17 protein-coding genes are annotated in these 20,622 nt (G+C 35.8%); 11 read left to right on the top strand and 6 right to left on the bottom strand.

Annotated features, from left to right (window positions below; all coding sequences use genetic code 11):
- The first annotated feature begins 1 nt into the window (after nt 1).
- The 7 genes from essC (at nt 2) to CAO17_RS11480 (ending at nt 11,916) form a co-directional block, all read left to right on the top strand.
- Nucleotides 2-4,420 (top strand): type VII secretion protein EssC, encoded by a 4,419-nt coding sequence (gene essC / locus CAO17_RS11510; protein WP_085992896.1) that lies wholly within the window; start codon nt 2-4, stop codon nt 4,418-4,420.
- Nucleotides 4,417-7,617 carry a type VII secretion protein EsaA gene (esaA, locus tag CAO17_RS11505; protein ID WP_085992895.1) on the top strand — a complete coding sequence of 1,067 codons (3,201 nt, stop codon included), beginning with the start codon at nt 4,417-4,419 and terminating at the stop codon, nt 7,615-7,617. Before essC ends, esaA begins: the two co-directional genes overlap by 4 nt.
- Complete coding sequence (essA, locus tag CAO17_RS11500; RefSeq protein WP_179151941.1) at nt 7,598-8,068, top strand: type VII secretion protein EssA; 471 nt, start codon at nt 7,598-7,600, stop codon at nt 8,066-8,068. Before esaA ends, essA begins: the two co-directional genes overlap by 20 nt.
- A 263-nt stretch (nt 8,069-8,331) precedes the next feature.
- Nucleotides 8,332-9,066 carry a hypothetical protein gene (locus CAO17_RS11495; protein WP_085992893.1) on the top strand — a complete coding sequence of 245 codons (735 nt, stop codon included), beginning with the start codon at nt 8,332-8,334 and terminating at the stop codon, nt 9,064-9,066.
- 406 nt (nt 9,067-9,472) lie between these two features.
- Nucleotides 9,473-10,321 carry a glutamine ABC transporter substrate-binding protein gene (locus CAO17_RS11490; protein ID WP_085992892.1) on the top strand — a complete coding sequence of 283 codons (849 nt, stop codon included), beginning with the start codon at nt 9,473-9,475 and terminating at the stop codon, nt 10,319-10,321.
- 210 nt (nt 10,322-10,531) lie between these two features.
- Nucleotides 10,532-11,194 carry an amino acid ABC transporter permease gene (locus CAO17_RS11485; protein ID WP_085992891.1) on the top strand — a complete coding sequence of 221 codons (663 nt, stop codon included), beginning with the start codon at nt 10,532-10,534 and terminating at the stop codon, nt 11,192-11,194.
- Nucleotides 11,191-11,916 carry an amino acid ABC transporter ATP-binding protein gene (locus CAO17_RS11480; RefSeq protein WP_085992890.1) on the top strand — a complete coding sequence of 242 codons (726 nt, stop codon included), beginning with the start codon at nt 11,191-11,193 and terminating at the stop codon, nt 11,914-11,916. The genes CAO17_RS11485 and CAO17_RS11480 overlap by 4 nt, the downstream gene beginning before the upstream one ends.
- Nucleotides 11,917-12,060: 144 nt before the next feature.
- Here CAO17_RS11480 and CAO17_RS21395 read toward each other — a convergent pair whose 3' ends face one another.
- The 3 genes from CAO17_RS21395 to CAO17_RS11475 form a co-directional block, all read right to left on the bottom strand.
- On the bottom strand, nt 12,061-12,240 hold the full coding sequence (locus CAO17_RS21395) for a hypothetical protein (protein WP_218775559.1): 180 nt from the start codon (nt 12,238-12,240) through the stop codon (nt 12,061-12,063).
- A 21-nt stretch (nt 12,241-12,261) separates the two neighbouring features.
- On the bottom strand, nt 12,262-12,474 hold the full coding sequence (locus CAO17_RS20730; RefSeq protein ID WP_143833748.1) for a hypothetical protein: 213 nt from the start codon (nt 12,472-12,474) through the stop codon (nt 12,262-12,264).
- A gap of 72 nt (nt 12,475-12,546) precedes the next feature.
- Entirely contained in the window at nt 12,547-12,975 is a 429-nt protein-coding gene (locus tag CAO17_RS11475) for a winged helix-turn-helix transcriptional regulator (protein WP_085992889.1), read from the bottom strand.
- Between the two features lie 141 nt (nt 12,976-13,116).
- Between CAO17_RS11475 and CAO17_RS11470 the strand changes: the two genes are divergently transcribed.
- Complete coding sequence (locus CAO17_RS11470) at nt 13,117-13,632, top strand: CarD family transcriptional regulator (protein ID WP_245831831.1); 516 nt, start codon at nt 13,117-13,119, stop codon at nt 13,630-13,632.
- 284 nt (nt 13,633-13,916) lie between these two features.
- Nucleotides 13,917-15,371 (top strand): MDR family MFS transporter, encoded by a 1,455-nt coding sequence (locus tag CAO17_RS11465; RefSeq protein WP_085992888.1) that lies wholly within the window; start codon nt 13,917-13,919, stop codon nt 15,369-15,371.
- 148 nt (nt 15,372-15,519) lie between these two features.
- Here the strand turns inward: CAO17_RS11465 and CAO17_RS11460 are convergent, their stop codons facing one another.
- A complete protein-coding gene (locus CAO17_RS11460) occupies nt 15,520-15,972 on the bottom strand; it encodes a CBS domain-containing protein (protein ID WP_085992887.1) in 453 nt (150 codons plus the stop codon).
- A 372-nt stretch (nt 15,973-16,344) separates the two neighbouring features.
- Between CAO17_RS11460 and CAO17_RS11455 the strand changes: the two genes are divergently transcribed.
- Both CAO17_RS11455 and CAO17_RS11450 read left to right on the top strand, forming a co-directional pair.
- Nucleotides 16,345-16,983 carry a DUF3889 domain-containing protein gene (locus CAO17_RS11455; RefSeq protein ID WP_085992886.1) on the top strand — a complete coding sequence of 213 codons (639 nt, stop codon included), beginning with the start codon at nt 16,345-16,347 and terminating at the stop codon, nt 16,981-16,983.
- 223 nt (nt 16,984-17,206) lie between these two features.
- Entirely contained in the window at nt 17,207-18,628 is a 1,422-nt protein-coding gene (locus CAO17_RS11450) for an MDR family MFS transporter (protein ID WP_085992885.1), read from the top strand.
- Between the two features lie 232 nt (nt 18,629-18,860).
- On the opposite strand, the gene CAO17_RS11445 is transcribed toward CAO17_RS11450, so the two are convergent.
- Complete coding sequence (locus tag CAO17_RS11445) at nt 18,861-19,598, bottom strand: SDR family oxidoreductase (protein WP_085992884.1); 738 nt, start codon at nt 19,596-19,598, stop codon at nt 18,861-18,863.
- Between the two features lie 125 nt (nt 19,599-19,723).
- Nucleotides 19,724-20,545: a pyridoxine/pyridoxal/pyridoxamine kinase gene (pdxK, locus tag CAO17_RS11440; RefSeq protein WP_085992883.1), complete on the bottom strand. Its 822-nt coding sequence runs from the start codon at nt 20,543-20,545 to the stop codon at nt 19,724-19,726.
- Between the last annotated feature and the right edge of the window lie 77 nt (nt 20,546-20,622).

Here is a 20,622-nt window from a genome sequence, read left to right as displayed (position 1 = left end):
CTTGGGTCAATTATACTTCTTCTATGCAGACACATATCAACCGTATGAAACGACTGAAGGAGAAACCATTTCTGTTGGTAACAGGATAAGTAATACGATTACCATTCACCAATTTTCAGTAGATCCTAGCTATGAATTTCAACACGAAGCGAATGGCTATACGATTTATCAGGAAGGTACGTCTATTGGTCATATAAAAGACGGACAATCCCTTGATATCCATATTGGAACCAACAAACTAACCGTCTATTATTCTTCTATATCTAACGATGAGAAAATCTATTACATAGGTAATGAACAGGAAATATATTTTCCTGATGAATCGGATAAACAGGCTTTCTCATTGATGAAGCAGAAAGACAAATGGTTCCTCCACCCATTGCATCAGGATATCTTTTTAAATGGTGAAAGAATCAACGGAAAAACAGAAATTAAACTGGGAGATGTTATTTTCCATCCATTTTCTACGGTAACGTTACCGGAGGAGGATATGGTTTCTGTCCATGGAGATGATATTTCTTATTTAATAGAGATAAAAAAACCAACATCCGTCATGAAGGAAAAATACCCAGAATATCGTAGAACACCGCGAATGATTTATGAGCAGCCAGATGATAAGGTATCCTTTTCTTTTCCTACAGAAGAATCGGATGATTATGGTAGAAGCTTATGGCTGATTATTGCACCACCATTAGTGATGCTCATAGTAATGGGGATTGTCACGATGATTAGACCGCGGGGAATCTTTATCATCATATCGATTGCCATGTTTGGTACGACATTGATAACGTCCACCGTTCAGTATTTTAAGGAACGTAAAGGTCAGAAGCAACGAAAAGAAAAGCGAAGAAGATTGTATACAAGATATTTAGAGGATAAACGGGAAGAATTACAGCAGCTTTCACAGAGGCAGCGTGAGATTCTATACTATCATTTTCCTTCCTTTGAGCGAATGAAGTATTTGGTAAATGAAATAAGTGAACGAATTTGGGAACGAACTCGAATGAGTAATGACTTTCTTCAATTTCGTGTAGGGAGGGCGAATATTCCTTCAAGCTATGAGGTTTCTGTTCAAAGTAGAGATTTGTCCAATCAAGAGATTGATGATTTGTTGGAAAAGTCACAGGAGCTTGTTTCCTATTATAGACAGGTGAAAGATGCCCCATTGGTTATTGATTTATCCAAGGGAACCATGGGGATGGTCGGAAAGGAATCTGTTGTAAAAAAAGAAATTCAACAAATGGTTGGCCAACTTAGTTTTTTCCAAAGCTATCATGATATTCGGTTTGTTGCGATTTTTGATGAAGAGGAGTATTCATCCTGGGAATGGATGAAGTGGCTGCCACATTTCCAGCTACCCCATCTATATGCAAGAGGGTTTGTTTATAATGAACAGACAAGGGATCAGCTACTTTCCTCGATTTATGAAATATTAAAAGAACGTTCTTTGGATGAAGAAAGAGCTAAAAAGATATACACGCCGCATTTTGTATTCATAATTACAAATCGGCAGCTCATTTCGGAGCATGCTATATTAGAATTTTTAGAGGGCGAGCACCCAAATATCGGAATTTCAACTATTTTTGCAGCAGATACGAAAGAAAGCTTGTCGGAAAATATTCATACACTAGTTCGTTATATTGATGAAACACAGGGAGATATTTTAATAGAAAATCAATTGGCAGTACATAAGCCTTTTCAGCTAGATAAACATGAAGACGTTGGGAAGGAGCGATTCGCTCGTACATTAAGATCACTGGACCATCAATTAGGAATGAGTAACTCAATCCCTGATAGTGTTAGCTTTATGGAAATGTTTCAGACCAATCAGGTTGCAAACTTAAATATTCAAGACAAGTGGCAGAAAAATCAATCCTCTAGATCGCTTGCGGTACCAGTGGGATTTAAGGGAAGAGAGGATCTTGTATACCTTAACCTACATGAGAAAGCTCATGGACCACATGGTTTGTTAGCGGGGACAACTGGATCTGGTAAAAGTGAATTTTTACAGACAGTAATTTTGTCACTTGCTGTCCATTTTCATCCATACGAGGTAGCTTTCTTATTGATTGACTATAAAGGTGGAGGGATGGCACAGCCATTTAAAGGGCTGCCACACTTATTAGGGACAATTACTAATATTGAAGGAAGTAAAAACTTTAGTAAACGAGCCCTTGCTTCGATTAAAAGTGAGCTTAAACGTAGGCAGCGCTTATTTGATCAACATGAAGTCAATCATATTAACGATTATACTGAGCTATTTAAGGAAGGAGAGGCATCTCAACCCCTTCCACATTTATTCTTGATTTCGGATGAGTTCGCTGAATTAAAGAGTGAAGAACCTGATTTTATTCGGGAACTAGTCAGTGCAGCTAGAATCGGGAGAAGCTTAGGTGTTCACTTAATTCTAGCAACACAGAAACCAGGTGGAGTCATTGATGACCAAATTTGGAGTAATGCTAGATTTAAAGTTGCACTTAAAGTTCAGGATGCTACCGATAGTAATGAAATTTTGAAAAATACGGATGCAGCCAAAATTACGGTGACAGGTCGTGGATATTTACAGGTAGGGAATAACGAAGTGTATGAGTTATTTCAATCTGCCTGGAGTGGTGCTCCATATGCAAAGGACTCATTTGCTACAGAGGATGAGGTAGCTCTTGTAACAGATTTGGGATTAATACCTCTATCTGACGTCGAAGCAGAGGGAAGCGAGAAAAAAGGTCGAATAACGGAAATTGAAGCAGTTGTGGAGGAAATTAATTCTGTACAGGAAAAAATGAGCATAGAGAAACTTCCAAGTCCATGGCTACCACCGTTGTCCGAGCGGATAATTGTTGATAATACTATAGAATATCTACCAGAACAATTCCCAATTGGCTTGGTAGATGAGCCAGAGGAGCAGCGTCAGACGGTTTATAACTATGAAGTGATGGAGGATGGCAATGTTGGTATTTTCGGTTCCTCTGGATACGGAAAATCAACCACCTTACTAACATTACTCATGCAATTTGCTAGAAGAAACAGTCCAAGGTCCTTCCATTATTATATTTTTGATTTTGGTAATGGAGCACTTCTACCATTACAGCAGCTACCACATACCGGTGATTACTTCCGGTCTGACGATGGGAGAAAGATAGAAAAATTCCTTCGCTTTATTTCTGAGGAAATGGAGAAACGGAAGGAGTTATTCCGTGACCAGGAAGTAAGCACAATTAATATGTATAATAGTATTGCAAAAGTGAAGCTGCCTTATATTTTTATTGCTATCGATAACTTTGATTTAGTGAAAGAAGAAATGCTAGAAATAGAGAATCGATTTACACAAATTGCTAGGGATGGACAATCGTTAGGTATTTATACGATTCTAACTGCGACTCGAACCAATGCTGTGAAGCACGCTCTCATGAGTACCCTGAAAACAAAAATTGTTCATTATTTGATGGATACGTCCGAGAAATTCGCTGTTGTAGGCAGAACATCCTATGAAACGGAAGCGATTCCTGGAAGAGTTTATATTAAAAAGGAAGATGCCTCCCTTGCTCAAATATATTTACCAGTAGCAGGCGACAATGATGTGGAAGTCTTAGATAATTTAAAAGCTGCTGTTCAAGAATTGAAAGAGAAATATCATGATTCATTGAAGCCAGCAGCTATACCTATGCTTCCTAAGAGACTTAATCGGATGATGTTTTATCAAAACTATCACATTCAAAACTCTCCAACTAAACTTGCTATTGGTTTAGATGAGGATACGGTGCAACCAATTTATATAGATTGGCGAACACATAAACATTGGCTCATTGTTGGTGATGCGCAAAAAGGAAAAACCAATATTTTGAAACTACTCATTCATGGCCTAAGTGAACATACGGATGCAACTATCGGTTTATTTGACTCCGTTAACCGATCCTTAGTTGAATATGCAGATGATGAAAAAATAACCTATTTAGAAACAAAAGAACATTTGAATGATTGGATTGGAAATGTGGAGGAAGAATTAGCGAAACGAAAAGTGAAATATGTACAAGCATCTAGAAATAGGAAGGCTTCTGAACTGAACTTTTCTCCAATTGTTCTTATGGTAGATGGAATGGGGAATTTTCAGCAGAATGTCGATACACTAATGCAACCTAAACTAGCTGATTTAGTGAAAAACTCTCAGCATCTAGGCTTCCATATTATTGCATCGGGAGCTGCTAATGAATTTACCAAAGGATTTGATCCGTTCACTAATGAAATGAAACAAATTAAGCAAGCTATTCTATTAATGAAAAAATCAGACCAAAATTTATTAACCTTACCATATACCCGAAACGAGCAAGAAATACAAGTAGGTTTTGGGTATTACGTTGAAAATGGAAAGGCGAAGAAAATACAAATTCCACACTTTGAAGTAGAAAGGATGGTTAGCCTATGAATGAAGAAAAGAAATTTCCAATAGGGATTATATTGAAGTTACTTGTTGTATTGGCACTTCCTCTTCTGCTATTTCGTTATGTAGATGTACAGCCCGCTACAGGTGGTACAAGTGGTTTTAGCCAGGGTAATCAAACGACAGTAAAAGATATTGCTGTTGTCAATGAAGATCTTGGTTATCAACTTGAAGAAAAGAAGGTTTCATTTGGGCAGGACATTGCAATGCTTCTTAATGATCAAATCAAACAGGACGATTATGAATGGACGGTTGTAAATCGAAGTACAGCAGAGCAAGGACTCAGTAATCAAACATATAATGCTGTAATGTATGTTCCGTCCGATTTTTCTGAGAATGTCTTAACTTTCACAGAGGAAAATCCGAAAAAAGCAGCAGTAAATTATGTTGTACAGCCGAATTTAGAGGCGAAGGATAGGGAAAATGTTCATCGAATCATGGCTAATGCTAAGAATATTATTAATCAGGAAATGTCGATGAATTATTGGAGCTATGTTTCTCAAGAGATTAATCATTTGAAGGAGCAATTTGATACAATCCTAGAGAAAGAGATTGAATTTCAAGAAGAAATGTCTTCTTTCTACGCTTCTGAATCATTAGCAGAAAAAATCAACCAACATAAAAATAATTTAGAAGGAATTTTGAGTAGTACCGAGCAAGCAAATGAAATCTCAACGAATGGTTCCAGTAGTATGGAGGAAGTAGAAGCAGAGATAAATACCTTCGTAAAGGCGTTAGAGGACTATAAAGAAACGCAACAACAGCAAAAAGGCCTTCTAGATGAGTTTCAATTAGAAAATCAGGAAGCAATTCAAACTGGTGTCGAACGATATCAGGAAGCCCTAGCATTAAGTACGAATTTAACGAAGGAACAAATCCAGGGCTTTCAAACACCAGTTTATTTTCAACAAGAGGTTATCCAAAAAGATATTCAGGGATTTCAAAAAAGCTACCAAAATGTTTTTGATCAATTATTAGAAGCGAAATACGGTAGTACAGACGAAAACGGGGAACATCTTAAAAATGGCTTTGTTCATTGGCAAGAAAATGGTGAAACAGAAATTCGTAGTCAGCTTTTAAAAATGAATGAAGTACTTCTCCAAACATATCATGATGCCCTTATTGAAGAAACAAAGACAGACATATATAGAATAGCTAATAAAATTCATGATATAGAACCTTCGGAAGAGGATGACCATCCTTCCTTACCAGAGGAGCAGACAGTAGATGTGGATGAGTTAACGGATCATGTGAAAGAATTAAGCACATCGATTTATTCTTTAAAAAATGTAGTGAGTGATACGGAGACAACGGTGAATCAGGAGTCTCCGTCAAATAACGAGAAGAAACCTACTAATGAAGAAAAGTCTATAACAGAAAATAATCCATCTGATTCAAATTCAACTGATGAGAATACGGAAATAGAAAAAGAAGGGTCAAATGAGTTGAATGAAGCGGAATCCACTCCAGAATCTGCGGAGAATGAGACGGTAGTAGCTCAACCTACTGAGGAGAAGCAGGAAGAATCGTCCAAACCGGAAAGTGAATCAGATGACAAGGAACAATTAGAAGAAACATCGAATCCAGAAAGTAATGTTGAACAGTCTAAAAAGCCAACAAACCCAAATTGGTCTGATGTTTTAGAAGACCTTGATCAATTAGAAGAAACGGTAAATGACCTACCAGATACAGAGTCACAGAAAGAATATGCAGAGGAACTACAAAACGCATATGATAAATTATCAAACATTGAAGATCAAATCTTTGAATCTGTTGTCGAACGAATTGTTACTACACAAGTTAGCATCATCGATAGTAAATCGTTGTCTCCTCGTGAAAAAGAGGCATTAACGAATCATTTCCTTGATGCGAAGAGGATTGAGGATAAAGATGTTGCATTATTAATGGATTATTTCAAGGAATTAACAGCTCTAGATCAAGCCCTTGATCGGAGAGATTCTATTAATCTTGTTTTGGTTCGGAAACTTTTAGCCGACGATGAAATGCAATCTGAGATTAATGATTTACTAGATATTAATACACCGTACACGAAGGAACTTCAAGACATGTTTACGGTACTTTTGGATGATGGTGAAGACATAGGGGAAATGACATTACTTGAACAACGATTTAACAAGTTGGTTAAAGACACGAACGAATTTTTAGAAGAGTATAATTCCCAAATTTTAGAAGAACAGAATAAGATTCTAAAACATATTGACTTATTAACTTCTACAGCAAGTCAGATAACCGAGCAACTTCAGGTAGTAAATGCCGAAACCTTTGAATGGGAAGAATCTTCATCAGTAGAATACTTAGATGGACAATTAGTGGTTAATGTGCAACAGATTAGTGCTTCTAGTCTGGAGCAGTTAGCTGATTTAACCTCATCACTAGAGGAAAGTCAGACCAATATTACGAATGCTACAGAGGATCTTCAAGCTCAGGTAAATCGGGTGCAACAGGAATCAGAAAATCTAAATGATAGGTGGTCTACGAATGTTGCATCAACTAGTATGATTAGGGAAGACATTTATGAAATTTTGGATAATACCTTGATTGATGGTCAGGAAAATCCTGTGGTTTACAATCATTTAGCTAGCCCAGTTCAGGTGGCCGGACAAATGAATGGTAAGGTCTTATCACAAACCGAAGAACGAGTACCACCAGTTGTGCTATTTGTGATTATATTAGTTAGTGGATTACTAATCGGCTTTATCAGTCATTATTATCGTAATGTTTCCTATCTCATACAGGGTGCATTATTCGGATTGATGAATTTAGCAGTTGGGTTAATCATTAGTATTTACGGATTAAATATGTATGGTCTTGATAATGCTCAAGCAATTCAGTGGTCTATCTTCACAATTCTATTGCTATTCGTTTGTTCAAACGTTGTACGAGCCGGTTTATTTATTGGTCCATTTATCGGATGGATGGTAAGTATAGCAACCATTATGTTTTTCATTTCACCATTATTGAATATTGTGTTGCCAGAATTTAATTTTGCAAATCCAGTGTCAAATGCGTATCTGTCTATTCAATATGGTTTAGATACTCCGGTCATTTTAACGATGGTGATTCTAATTGGTATCGTGCTACTCTTATCTGTATTTATTTACATGCTCCAAAATATACGAAATAAAGCAGTGGTGGATGAGCATGACGAAAAAGCTTCTTAATATTACCTTAAATATTACCTTAATCATACTATTTTTAGTTCTTCCACCTATCCATGCTGAGGAATCAAATAAAAAGGTAGAGCCTAATATTTACGAGGAAAATAGGATTGAGCTTAATCGGAATTTTCAGGAGGAGGTAAGCGAGAAGCAACCACTTCCAGAAGAACAAAAAAACCTAACCTTTGAAAAGAAAAATAAAAGCCCTTCAGACCAGCTGGAAGAGAAATTATTCTTATCAACAAAAGAAGAAACCAATACAATTGCTACAAAAGCAGAACAATTACAATTATTTTCACACGAGGAAAAGCAGGTAGAAAGGATGACTGAAAACAATCAATCTTCCAGCGATTTTTCAGGTGTAATGATTATGCTGTTCGCTATCGTTCTAATCGTCATTGCTGCAATGTTTTTCCTGATTATTCCACGATTAAAACAAACTCACAACCATTAGTGTTGTGGGTTTGTTTGTTTTTATTGTTGTTTTTCAAAATACTGATATAGATTTCTCCGTTATTGCGTGCGTTGGTATTGATCTCATCATGCTATAGGTAGGATCCCAGAAAATCAGGAGGAACACCAATAAACATGAAGAAGTGCTAATCTAAAAATTTTAGAATTTCTTTTCACTATACACCAAAAACAATAATCTACATTTTTTGTATATAAATGGGAATGCTACCAAATGTAAAAAACTACATAGGAGGGTGTTATATAATGAGGAAATTTTTATGGATGATTTTGATGGCAGTTTTTATGATAGGAGTCGTTAATCAAGCACCAAGTGTATCAGCTAATATGGACTTTAATCCGGTCTGGGACATTAAAGAAAAGAAAGAAGAGAAAGAAGAGGAAAGTCATCATAAAGGACATCATTTTAAAAGTGATGCTATCGTAAAATTACATGCTAAGGAACTAGGAATTGAAATAGAAGGAAAAGATATAGAGACATTAAAAAAAGAGGTTCATGAGGCATGGATTAAAAATGCAGCGAAAGATCTAGGAATTGATATAGAGGGTAAAGACATACATGCACTTAAGGAAGAAGTACACAAAGCAAAAATAATGAATAAAGCAGATGAACTTGGAATTACAACAGAAGACAAAAATTTGAAAACCTTAAAAGAGGAAGTATTCCAGGCAAAACTTATTCAAAAAGCAGGTACTTTAGGAATAGAAACAGAAGGTAAAGATACGAAAGAATTAAAAAAAGAAATCATGAATACAAAACTTCAGATGGAGGCTGATGCTTTAGGGATTGACTCGGAAGGAAAAAAACTACGAGATCTTGCATTAGAGATTCATGATACTAAAGTGATGCAGTCGGCAGAAAAATTAGGAATCGATACAGACGGAAAAGATTCTGAGGAAATCTTAGATAGAATTGTAACGGATTATTATATGGAGGCGAAAGAACAAAAAGTATATCCTTTTGAAGCTGAAGTACATTAAGACGACATTTACGGAGTAACAAATATTATAGATACAGCCATTTAAGATGGGGGAAAACACACTGAAAATAGAACAGTGTGTTTTTTTGTCTCATGAAATGAAAAATAGAACGTGGTTACTGCTAATATACCGTATGAGTAAGCATATTACTTGAAAAAATCCATAAATCAAAACGATTGTCATATTTTGTCTAACTTCATGACGTTATTTGGTGAAACAGAAGTATTTTATAGTTATTCCTATTATATATAAGTATTCCACGATTAATCAGTGCAAAACGAAAACAAATAACGATATATTCAAAAATATAACTAAAAACTAAATTTTCTAAATAGTACATTACCTGATATGATTAACTTGTACTAGACTTTTTTCTTAGAAATAAGAATTTCAAGGGGGCTAATTAATGGGTACAAAGAAATGGAAGGTAGGCTTTCTGTTTATCTCACTGACTCTTATTTTCTTACTTGCTGCATGTGGAACTAGTGAGGAAACCAGTTTAGAGAATGAAGGAACGACAACAGAAGAAACAAGCTCTGATGAGGAAGCAAGTTCAAATGAAGGGCAATTAGAGGATACATACACCGTTGTAAGTGATACATCATTTGTACCTTTTGAATTCCGAGATGAAAACGGAGAATATACTGGGTTTGATATTGAATTAATTAAAGCAATTGCAGAGGAAGCCGGTTTCGAAATCGAGTTAGAAACAACTAACTTTGATGGAATTATTCCAGGACTACAAACAGGACAATTTGATATTGCAATTGCAGGTATCAGTATAACGGAGGAAAGGAAAAAGGTTATTGATTATAGTGATCCATACTATGAATCTGGATTAGCAATTGGAGTTCCTATAGACAATGACGAGATTAAAGGAATTGAAGATTTAGAGGGGAAAACGATAGCAACTCGTCTAGGATCTACTAGTTCCGCATATATTAAAGAAAATATCGAAGGTGCTGAACCAAATGAATATGAACAGCTCGATCAAGCATATTTAGCTGTAGAAAATGGAAGTGCGGATGCGGTTCTTTATGATGCACCAAATGTGAAATATTACATTCAAACGGAAGGTAAGGACAGTTTGAAGGTAGTTGGTGATCTTTATCAAGCAGAGGACTATGGTATTGCCATTACAAAAGGTAATGAGGAATTAGTGACAGCAATTAATGATGCTCTAGCAACATTAAGAGAAAATGGAACATATGATGAGATCTATGAAAAATGGTTTGGTACAGATTCAGAATCGTAATTTTATAGATTGACTTTAAGAGGTATTCTTCGATAAAAATAAATCAAATAAGAGGTTGGGACATAACGTAAGTGTTTAACTCAAAAAACGAACAAATCACTACTTAATGAAGTATATTTCCGGAGGGTTTTATGCACCAATCATGTTCGGGTTTTGCATTGAGAAAATACTTTTGTCCCAGTCTCTTATTTTACTTTACGAGGTGAAAGTATGATAGGGAGATTTAATTGGGCTGGTGTAGTTGAATTTATACCGCAAATCATGACGGGTCTTTATTATACATTATTAATTTCTGTGGTAGGTCTTTTAATTGGTTTTATATTAGGTGCCATTTTTGGTCTAGGAAGAATATCCAAGAATAAACTTTTTTATGGAATTTCTTCTGTTTATATTGAAGTGGTGCGCGGGACACCTGTGTTGGTACAAGCTATTTGGATTTTCTTTGCCCTTCCATTAATAACTGGATATAATATGGAATCTGTGATGGCAGGTATAGTTGTTATTGCCATCAATTCCGGTGCATATATTGCCGAAATTGTACGTGGTGCGGTTCAATCCATTGACAAAGGTCAGGTGGAAGCAGGGAGATCACTTGGATTAACCCACAATCAAACCATGCTTTATATTGTATGGCCTCAAGCATTCAAGCGAATGATTCCTCCGTTAGGCAATCAGTTTATTATCAGTATTAAAGATACATCACTTCTTTCCGTTATTCTCGTTCCAGAGCTTATGTTCCAAGGAAGATTGATTGCATCAAATCATTTTAATGCGGTTGAAATCTATACAACAGTTGCTATTTTCTACTTATTTATTACCTTAACATTATCTTATGTATTACGTATCATGGAAAGAAGGTTGGATGTTCAATGATAAGAGTTGAAAATTTGCATAAAAAGTTTGGGAATAATGAGGTTTTAAAAGGAATACATTGCGAAATAGAGTCCCAAGAGGTAGTATGTGTGATTGGTCCCAGTGGATCTGGAAAAAGTACTTTCCTTCGTTGCCTAAATATGCTAGAAAGTATTACTAGTGGTGATGTTATAGTGGATGGCTTTAATTTGAAGGATCCAAAAACAGATATTAATATGGTGCGAACGGAAGTAGGGATGGTGTTCCAGCAGTTTAATTTATTCCCACACAAATCTGTCATTGAAAATATCATGTTAGCACCGGAAAAGGTTCGTAAAATATCGAAAAATGAAGCACGTGATCGAGGCGTAAAGCTACTCGAGAAGGTTGGTTTAGCAGAAAAAGCTGACCAATTTCCAGCTCAATTGTCAGGTGGTCAGCAGCAACGTGTGGCTATTGCGAGAGCATTAGCAATGGAACCAAAATTAATGTTATTTGATGAACCAACCTCTGCACTCGATCCAGAATTAGTAGGAGAAGTATTAGGGGTAATGAAACAATTGGCTCATGAAGGGATGACCATGGTAGTAGTTACACATGAAATGGGATTTGCTCGAGAAGTAGCGGATCGTGTCCTATTTATGGATGAGGGAATAATTATGGAAGAAGGGGATCCTGAGCAAATTTTCACTAATCCAAAATCTGAGAGAACAAAGGAATTTCTACACAAAGTATTATCCTAACTAAGGAACTAATGACTTCCATTAGCCTTGGAACTAATTATGTGATATTCTTAATGAGCGATGAGCTGATTTGTGTAAGTCGAAAAATTGATAAAACGTGAATGTGAACACGGAGATTTTTCGCCACAAATAATCGAAAGACGTCTATAGTTGATATAGGCGTCTTTTTGTATGCCATATTTCTGCTTTTAAACGTATAGTTAGCTCCGCATTTGAAGTAAAATGCGGTAACATGTCTGCTAGGAAGTAGTCTTCTTCCGAGGTTGCTCCAGCGGAAATCAACTGGGCTCCAATATGCCAATTACTGCGAATACTATCTAACACAATAGAGTTTTAAAGAAGAAACTATTCTTCCATGTCCTCGTTATAAAAATAGCCAGAATGGTTTTGATCAAACTCAATTTGATATGTACAGATACCTGATTTTGCTTCTTTACGCTCCGTAATTTTTCCGACTTTATTTTCAAATCGTTTTAAATAAAAGTAATCCTCAGCTTCCAATTTTTGTTTTAACTCGTCATTTACTTTTTTATTCGAACTTTTTCCCCGACTTTCCATTTCTTATCGTTTTGATGATGAAAAAAAGTTTCTTGATCTTTAGTAATTTTCACGTTTAATACCTCCTAACGTTTATAATCCCCAATTCATTTTCAACATATCCTTAAGCGCCCTTACGTTATCCGCACCAATTTGGTCGGATACTTTTTCCTCGATAGTTGCTTTTAATGCTTCATTTTTTTCGTAACAATCTTCACCAAGTCTGGTTAGACGTACGCATTTATGCTTTTTATTATTTTTTACATTATTAATTTCAACAATCCCTTTAGCCTCGAGTTGTTTAATAAATTTGTGAGTAGCTTGCCTAGATATATCTACATTCTTTGAGATTTCGGAAATTGTTGGTTGTTTTTTATAGGTTCTAGCGATAATAAACCACTCGGAATTTGATAAGTAAATGTCACTACTATCATTCCATAATTTTTCTGCAATTTTGCGGAGTTGAACATGTCTTTCACTAAGACTATCAATTAAATCTAAGTTATGTAATTCGTTTTCCATGAATTTCACTCCTCATTTCTATTCGCTCCTTACTATACAGAAACGTTGCTTAAATTGTCAACTAAATTGACGATTAAATAAATATATAGTATAATTACCATTGTAAACTTAGTTGACGATTATGTGATGGGAGCAAATACGATGATGTTTAAGACTGGTGACTTAGTTATATATTCTGTGCATGGTTTGTGTGTAATTGACGATATTTGTGAAAGAACTATTCATGGAGAGACGAAAACCTATTATGTCTTACACCCGACAAATGATTCACAATTAAAAATTAGTGTTCCAGTTGAAAGTAAAAAGGCTATTATTCTAAAAACGCTAAATAAAGAAGAAGCAGAGGATATTTTACAATTATTTAAACGACCTGGTGTTGAATGGATTGATGACGTTAGACAACGAAATAAACAATATTCTAGTCTTGTGAAAACAGGAGAACGTAGGAAAATTGCCATGGTTGCTCGTACATTAATACAAAAAGATAATGAGGCTAAACAAAATAAGAAGCGATTATATGACCAAGATCAGAAGTTACTATCCAATATACAAGAAAATCTATTCAAAGAATTAGCTTCGGCGTTGGATACATCACCTGAAGAAATACAAGCAAAAGTCAAGGAATTGATTTCCCAAGCTACTTCATTTACACAATAGGTAATCTACAGAACTCGTTCTTAACAAGTCCGAACGAGTTCTATTTTTATGTGATCCCAATATTTTTTATATTGTAAATATTTTAAAATAAGTCTTGCCTTTTATAAAAAAATTTTGATATAGTAAATAAACCGGTCGATTGTGGAGGTGTACGACGGAACTTTTTAATCGCTAATAATTGAAAATTTGGCTGAGCCAAGTTAGCGGATAAAATAAAAGGGATCCAATGATGTCCGTAGAAAGTAATGGAGGATTCGATTGGTCTAATTAAAAGGAGTATTTTAATGAGTAAACAAATACAAGTTAAATATCCAAGGACAATGGCATTTATCTTAATGTTGGGTGCATTTCTTGGATTATTTGGAGAAACAGCTTTAAATATGGCTTTAACAAATATTATGGAGGATTTTTCAGTAACGGCTGCAACTGCACAGTGGTTGACAACAGGATATTTATTAGTATTAGCGATTTTGGTACCAATCACTGCATTATTAATGAAATGGTTTACGACAAGGCAATTAGTTATTGGAGGACTTATTATTTCTCTTTTAGGGGCGATTTTAGCAGCATTGTCTCCTAGTTTTCCTATTTTGTTAGCAGGTCGTTTAGTACAAGCGATTGGAACAGGTCTTTTACTACCGGTTATGACGACGGTTCTATTAATTATTTTCCCTGTTTATAAACGTGGAGTAGTAATGGGGATTATGGGTCTTGTTATTACATTAGCACCAGCATTAGGACCAACGCTTTCTGGAGTCATTATTAGTACGTTAGGTTGGCCATATATATTCTGGATAAGTTCTATTTTGTATGTATTATTAACACTCTTTGCTGCGGCTAAGATTACAAATGTTTCGGAAATTACGAAACCTAAAATTGATTACTTATCTGCACTATTATCAACTATCGGTTTTGGTGGATTAATCTATGCCTTAAGCACGATGGCAGAAGAAGCTTTTTCATCTCCTAAAGTATGGGTACCGTTACTCATAGGGATTGTCGCTCTTATCTTATTCGGTATTCGACAATCTGGAATGGATCAACCAATGGTTAATTTACGAGTCTTTAAGTATCCAATGTTCACATTAGGAACATTGATGATGTTCCTCGGTATTTTAATTATTTTATCAACAGCTATTTTATTACCACTATATTTAAAAGGTGCATTATTATTTAGTGCAGCGGTAGCAGGTTTATTATTACTTCCCGGTAATGCTGTCAATTTCATTATGTCGCCGATTGTGGGATCACTATTTGATAAGTGGGGAGCACGTATATTTGTTATTACAGGTTCGGTAATCGTAGTTATTGGGAATTTGATGTTTATGACCGTTATTTCCGCAACAACTCCTGCTTGGCAAATTATCGTCGCATTTATGATTTTATTCTTTGGTCTGACAATGGTATTAATGCCATCACAAACCAATGCACTCAATCAGTTACCAAGAGAGTTATATGCCGATGGTTCTGCAGCTATGAATACATTGAACCAGGTAGCAGGTGCAGCAGGAACAGCAATCGCAATAACAGTATTTACGGCTGGTCAAAGTAGTTTTGCAGCTGGCGTTCATGACGCACCTAGTCAAGAAGTATTAGCAGCTGGAATTCAATATGCGTTTTACTTTATTACAGGAATTTCAGTACTTAATTTAATTTGTTCTTTCTTTGTAAAAAAACCGATTGAAGTAAAGGAAAAATTACCAGAACCAGTGAAAGCAACGAAACCTGTGCGGAACTAATAGAATCCTTATAAAAATGTTAAGTTGCCCTGAGTGATACAAGAGGATATTCCCTCATTTTAAAGTATCTTTTCTTAAATCTAAAACGAATGGCTGAGACGATTGGTAAAAGTGTACTAACTTTTATGGATCGTTTCTTTTTTTGTTCTTATGATGAAATAATATTTTTCAAAATACTGTGTATAATATCTCCTCTACTAAGAACACCTATGACACGGCCGACTCTATTGACTACTGGGAGTTTTTTGAAACGATGACGGGATAGTAAACGAATGGTTTTTTCAAATTCTTCATCAGGTGTTACGAATTGAATATTTCTTTTGGTCATAATTTCTCTTACTGGTGTGTCTAACTTTTCCTTTAATACTTCTTCCATATCACCATCTTCTATAATATAAACAAGTCCAGCGATACCCACAGGTTTTGGAGCTAGATAACGCAATACATCTCCATCTGATACGATACCTACTAGATGGTTCTTTTCATCAACAACTGGTACACCGCCAATTTGATTTGTGTTCAGTATAGTTAATAGTTCCTTGACCGTATTGGAAGGTTTTACAGTAAAAACGTTCATAATCATCAAGTCTCTTACTTTCATTAAACACACACTCTCTCTATATATTGTAACCGCATACAATACCTATAACTTTATTTTAACATGAATGGAAAAATCTTTGTTATTTTAAGTTTGTCCATTTCATGTACAAAATCTATAACCCCTCTTTAGTTGTCGGTGGGTAGAATTTCTGTTCATTAAAACGGTACGCCGATTATTCTGGTTTACGCCATCCACATTAAAACTAGTCACAAGCCGCCCTTTCTCATAATATATTATCAAGAAGAGATTATTTTAGCATTTATTAGAACAGTAGCTATCTCCTTGCATTGTATGAAGGGGGAATTTGTCAAGCTAGTTTGCAATGACTAAATATTTTTTCAAGTGAAGCATGAATATATAGGGGGAATACAAATGTATCCATATTATTCATATTATCCATATACACCATACATCCATCCAAATTTTTTATCGTATTACGGACTGCGTAATCAAAACCACTATTTCCATCGCCAGCAGCCAGTTACTGGACAGGTAACTTGGACGGAGGGCGGAGAACTAACGAAGTGTGAGATTCCTTGGTCGTTCAATGAATATATGACGGCCGCTGTTGGGGAGGATTCACCTTATGGTTGCGGTGATTCCATTAAGATAAAGAATATTTCGGCGCCATATGGAAGAGAGGTTATTGTAACCGTTGTTGATGAAGTAGCGGGTTATCCACCGAACCGGATAAACATTCATCGACGAGCATTTGAAGCTCTGGGTGTTAATCCGAATATTGGAGTGTTAAATGTTGAAATCACTCCAACCCCAGAATTAGAACAGGAACGGTGGGGAAAATATTTATTAGAAGTAACCCAAGTGGCATATCCAAGTTATCGCGTAACGGAATATCGCACCGTAGGAAAATCAAGAATTTCCGAATCTCAGATAAAGGAAACCTATGAATTTGTATTACAATCAGCTCAAGAGAAAATAAAGGTACAGGGCAATGTAGTTTATAATCCAAATACAGATAGGGTTTACTCCTTTGATATTAAGGAAGTTTAGCATGGATTTTTATCCATGCTTTTTACATTAGGTAATCTAATTTGTAAAATTACATATTAATGTTGGGAAAGAAGAAACTAAAGAAAAATGTATCGGCACGAGGAAATTTTAAGGTTATGCTTTTAAATTAGGACGAATTCATTTTTCATGGTAATATGGATAAGTTACCATCTAAAAGGTACAAGTAAATGAAGGAATTTATTTAGGAAAGAAGGAAATAAAAATGGTTAACTCCTCTGAGACACCATCCCCAGAAACGATAAATAAAGTTCCGATAATGATTGTTTTAATTTCCGGAGCATTTGTTACTATATTAAATCAAACATTATTAGGGACCGCATTGCCTCATATAATGAGAGACTTACAACTAGAAGAAAACACAGTACAGTGGCTCCAATCCATTTTTATGCTTGTAAATGGGATCATGATTCCAGTTACAGCATTTTTAATTGGAAAATTTACCACAAGACGTTTGTTCCTTACAGCTATGTTTTTGTTTGCTTTAGGAACGTTGTTTGGTGCAATAGCTCCAAATTTTACGGTTTTACTTACCGGTAGAATTTTTCAGGCAGCAGGAGCAGGTATCATGATGCCGCTCATGCAAACGATTATGCTCATTATATTTCCTGTAGAAAAGCGTGGGTCGGTCATGGGGATGTTTGGTCTAGTTATTGCTTTTGCTCCTGCGATTGGTCCAACTTTATCCGGTTATATTGTAGAACATGCGCCATGGCGAGCTTTGTTTTACATGATCTTGCCAATAGCTATTATCGATATAATAATTGCATATTTTATTCTTAAAAACGTAACCAAGCAAACGAATCCAAAAATTGATGTTCTATCCATCATTTTATCAACGTTAGGATTTGGAGGTATTTTGTACGGATTTAGTGCAGCTGGAAGTTCAGGTTGGACTAGTTTAGAAGTGGTTATGACCTTAATTTTGGGGGGAATCACTTTAATTTGGTTTATTACAAGGCAGTCAAAATTGGAACAGCCGATTTTGGAATTTAAAGTTTTCAAGTATAAGATTTTTACGATAACTACCATCCTTGGTATGGTAACTTTTCTATCGATGATTGGCGCTGCGCTTGTTCTACCATTATATATGCAAAATATGCTTGGTTTTACAGCATTTGAATCAGGATTAGTTCTATTACCAGGTGCTATCGTTATGGGATTAATGAATCCTATAACAGGAAGATTATTTGATAAATATGGGGCAAGATGGCTTGCGATTATCGGATTGTCTCTACTCGTTGTGACAACATTTATGCTTGCTTTCCTAACGGATGAGACATCTTTCACCTATATTGCTACGGTAAACGCATTAAGAATGTTTGGTATCGCCATGACAATGATGCCTGTGACAACGGCAGGATTAAACGTTTTGCCAATGGATTTAATTCCACATGGAACAGCAGTTAATAATACTTTCCGTCAAGTTTCAGGTGCAATTGGTACAGCGCTGCCTATTACGATTATGACTACTACTGCTATTCCTGAGAATGGGGTAAATGGCTTAATTCATGGTGTAAATATGTCCTTTATTTTTTCCGGTATACTGGCTATTATTGCCTTAGTTATTTCGTTTTTTATTAGAGACAGAAACTCAAGCCAGGGTGTAAAAATAAAAACAAGATAAAGTGAATCTTGAATCTTCAATCCGTGGGGGTTCTTTCATCCCCTGCCTAAAAATGATTCGTTCTCCCCTATTTTTGAGGTGCGGGTATTACTGCCCCTTAACCTAAGATAAAAAAGACGAGAATGGTTATATTGATTAGACCATTCTCGTCTTTTTTTATTTATGGGGAAATGGTATTTCGATTGATATCGGTTTTCAATACAACGTATCTAACCATCCAAGAAAATCAAAATTATGGAACATCAGTAGGCCGAACAATAACCTCATTCACATTGACATGTTCCGGCTGATTTACTGCATAAAAAACAGATTCCGCAACGTCTTTGCTCTCTAAGGGTGTTACTTGTGGCCCACTTGTAAGCATATCGATTGCTTCCTGATCTGTAATGGTTTCAGCCAATTCAGTAGCAGTAAATCCTGGTGAAATGGAAGTTGTACGGATATTTGTTTTTGCTAATTCTTTTCCTAGCCCTTCCATAATGATACGTGCAGCAAATTTCGTTGCTGAATAGACTGTTTCCGCTGGGGTAACTTCATGACCTGCAACGGATGACGTTGTAATAATATGTCCTTCATTTCGTTGAAGCATATGGGGGAGTACTGCATCAATTCCGTATAATACTCCTTTGATGTTCACATCAATCATTCTTTCCCACTCTTGAACCTTACCATTTTTCATAAAGCTTAACGGCATTAATCCAGCATTATTAAATAACACATCAACCTGGTTAAATTCCTTTATAGAAAAGTCAATTAAATCTTTCACCTCTGATTGTGAGGTAACATCTGTTGGTTTCATTCTGACATTTCCATCATACGTTTGTAAACGTTCCTGAATTGTTTCAAGACGATCCGTTCTTCTCGCTGCGAGGACAACATTTGCCCCTTCCTTTAAGAATCGCTCTGCCGTTGCTTCACCGATTCCACTACTTGCCCCTGTGATCACAATCGTTTTTTCTTTCCAATCCAATGAAAACACCTCATTTATTTCTTTATAAGCTTTATTATTCCTTTTGTGACAGGGTTTAATCTTATCATTAAAAAGAAGAAACCTTAAGCGATTTATGAACGCATAAGGTTTCTCATTCTAGCGATTTAGCTATTTATTGCAACATTGTGTTTGTTATATGCACCGTGCATGACTGGTCCAACATATTCATTTAGTTTCCATCCATGTTTAATTGCTGCATTAACAAATGCTTTAGCATTAGCTACCGAATCTTTAACAGATTTTCCGTTTGCTAGGTTTGCTGTAACTGCAGCTGCAAATGTGCATCCAGCACCATGGTTATAGGTAGTATCAACTTTATCTCCTTCAAGGATAGTGAATTCTTTTCCATCATAGAAAAGATCGATTGCTTTTTCGTGATCTAATGCTTTGCCACCTTTAATAACGACATTTTTTGCACCTAATTCATGAATCTTAGCTGCCGCTTCTTTCATTCCGTTAATATCTTTGATTGGACCGCTTGATCCAGCTAATTGCCATGCCTCAAAAAGGTTTGGAGTTGTTACAAGTGCTTGCGGTAAAAGTAATTCACGCATTGCATCTGTATTTTCAGGTTGTAATACTTCATCTTCTCCTTTACAAACCATTACAGGATCAAGCACGTACCTATCTAAATTAGCCTCTTTGAATTTTTTTGCCCCAAGCTCAATGATATCCACTGTACCAAGCATTCCAGATTTTGCTGCATCAATACCAACAGACAGAGCAGTTTCTAATTGCTTTTCAACAAGTTCTACGTCAATGCTTGATACATTATGATGCCAGCCTTCTGGATCCATTGTTACGATACTCGTTAAAGCAGTCATTCCATAAGTATCATGCTCCTGGAAGGTTTTAAGGTCGGCAGCAATACCTGCACCGCCACTTGTATCAGACCCTGCTAGTGTGAGTGTTTTCTTCATTGTCATGTTGACTCCCCCTTAGACTGTCTCATCTATAAAATCATAGTTAATAACTATGAAATAGAAACATTTATGTTTAAACT

Source organism: Oceanobacillus senegalensis (genome assembly GCF_900176885.1).
GTDB classification, from domain to species: domain Bacteria; phylum Bacillota; class Bacilli; order Bacillales; family Amphibacillaceae; genus Oceanobacillus; species Oceanobacillus senegalensis.
Note: the sequence above shows the minus strand (reverse complement) of the source record. Positions and strands in the feature narration are given on the sequence as shown.

What these genes read in the sequence shown, in the direction of transcription:
- esaA (WP_085992895.1), top strand. Translation starts at nt 4,417, where the DNA reads ATGAATGAAGAAAAGAAATTTCCAATAGGGATTATATTGAAGTTACTT.
- essA (WP_179151941.1), top strand. Translation starts at nt 7,598, where the DNA reads ATGACGAAAAAGCTTCTTAATATTACCTTAAATATTACCTTAATCATA.
- CAO17_RS11495 (WP_085992893.1), top strand. Translation starts at nt 8,332, where the DNA reads ATGAGGAAATTTTTATGGATGATTTTGATGGCAGTTTTTATGATAGGA.
- CAO17_RS11490 (WP_085992892.1), top strand. Translation starts at nt 9,473, where the DNA reads ATGGGTACAAAGAAATGGAAGGTAGGCTTTCTGTTTATCTCACTGACT.
- CAO17_RS11485 (WP_085992891.1), top strand. Translation starts at nt 10,532, where the DNA reads ATGATAGGGAGATTTAATTGGGCTGGTGTAGTTGAATTTATACCGCAA.
- CAO17_RS11480 (WP_085992890.1), top strand. Translation starts at nt 11,191, where the DNA reads ATGATAAGAGTTGAAAATTTGCATAAAAAGTTTGGGAATAATGAGGTT.
- CAO17_RS20730 (WP_143833748.1), bottom strand. Translation starts at nt 12,474, where the DNA reads ATGGAAAGTCGGGGAAAAAGTTCGAATAAAAAAGTAAATGACGAGTTA.
- CAO17_RS11475 (WP_085992889.1), bottom strand. Translation starts at nt 12,975, where the DNA reads ATGGAAAACGAATTACATAACTTAGATTTAATTGATAGTCTTAGTGAA.
- CAO17_RS11470 (WP_245831831.1), top strand. Translation starts at nt 13,117, where the DNA reads ATGATGTTTAAGACTGGTGACTTAGTTATATATTCTGTGCATGGTTTG.
- CAO17_RS11465 (WP_085992888.1), top strand. Translation starts at nt 13,917, where the DNA reads ATGAGTAAACAAATACAAGTTAAATATCCAAGGACAATGGCATTTATC.
- CAO17_RS11460 (WP_085992887.1), bottom strand. Translation starts at nt 15,972, where the DNA reads ATGAAAGTAAGAGACTTGATGATTATGAACGTTTTTACTGTAAAACCT.
- CAO17_RS11455 (WP_085992886.1), top strand. Translation starts at nt 16,345, where the DNA reads ATGTATCCATATTATTCATATTATCCATATACACCATACATCCATCCA.
- CAO17_RS11450 (WP_085992885.1), top strand. Translation starts at nt 17,207, where the DNA reads ATGGTTAACTCCTCTGAGACACCATCCCCAGAAACGATAAATAAAGTT.
- pdxK (WP_085992883.1), bottom strand. Translation starts at nt 20,545, where the DNA reads ATGACAATGAAGAAAACACTCACACTAGCAGGGTCTGATACAAGTGGC.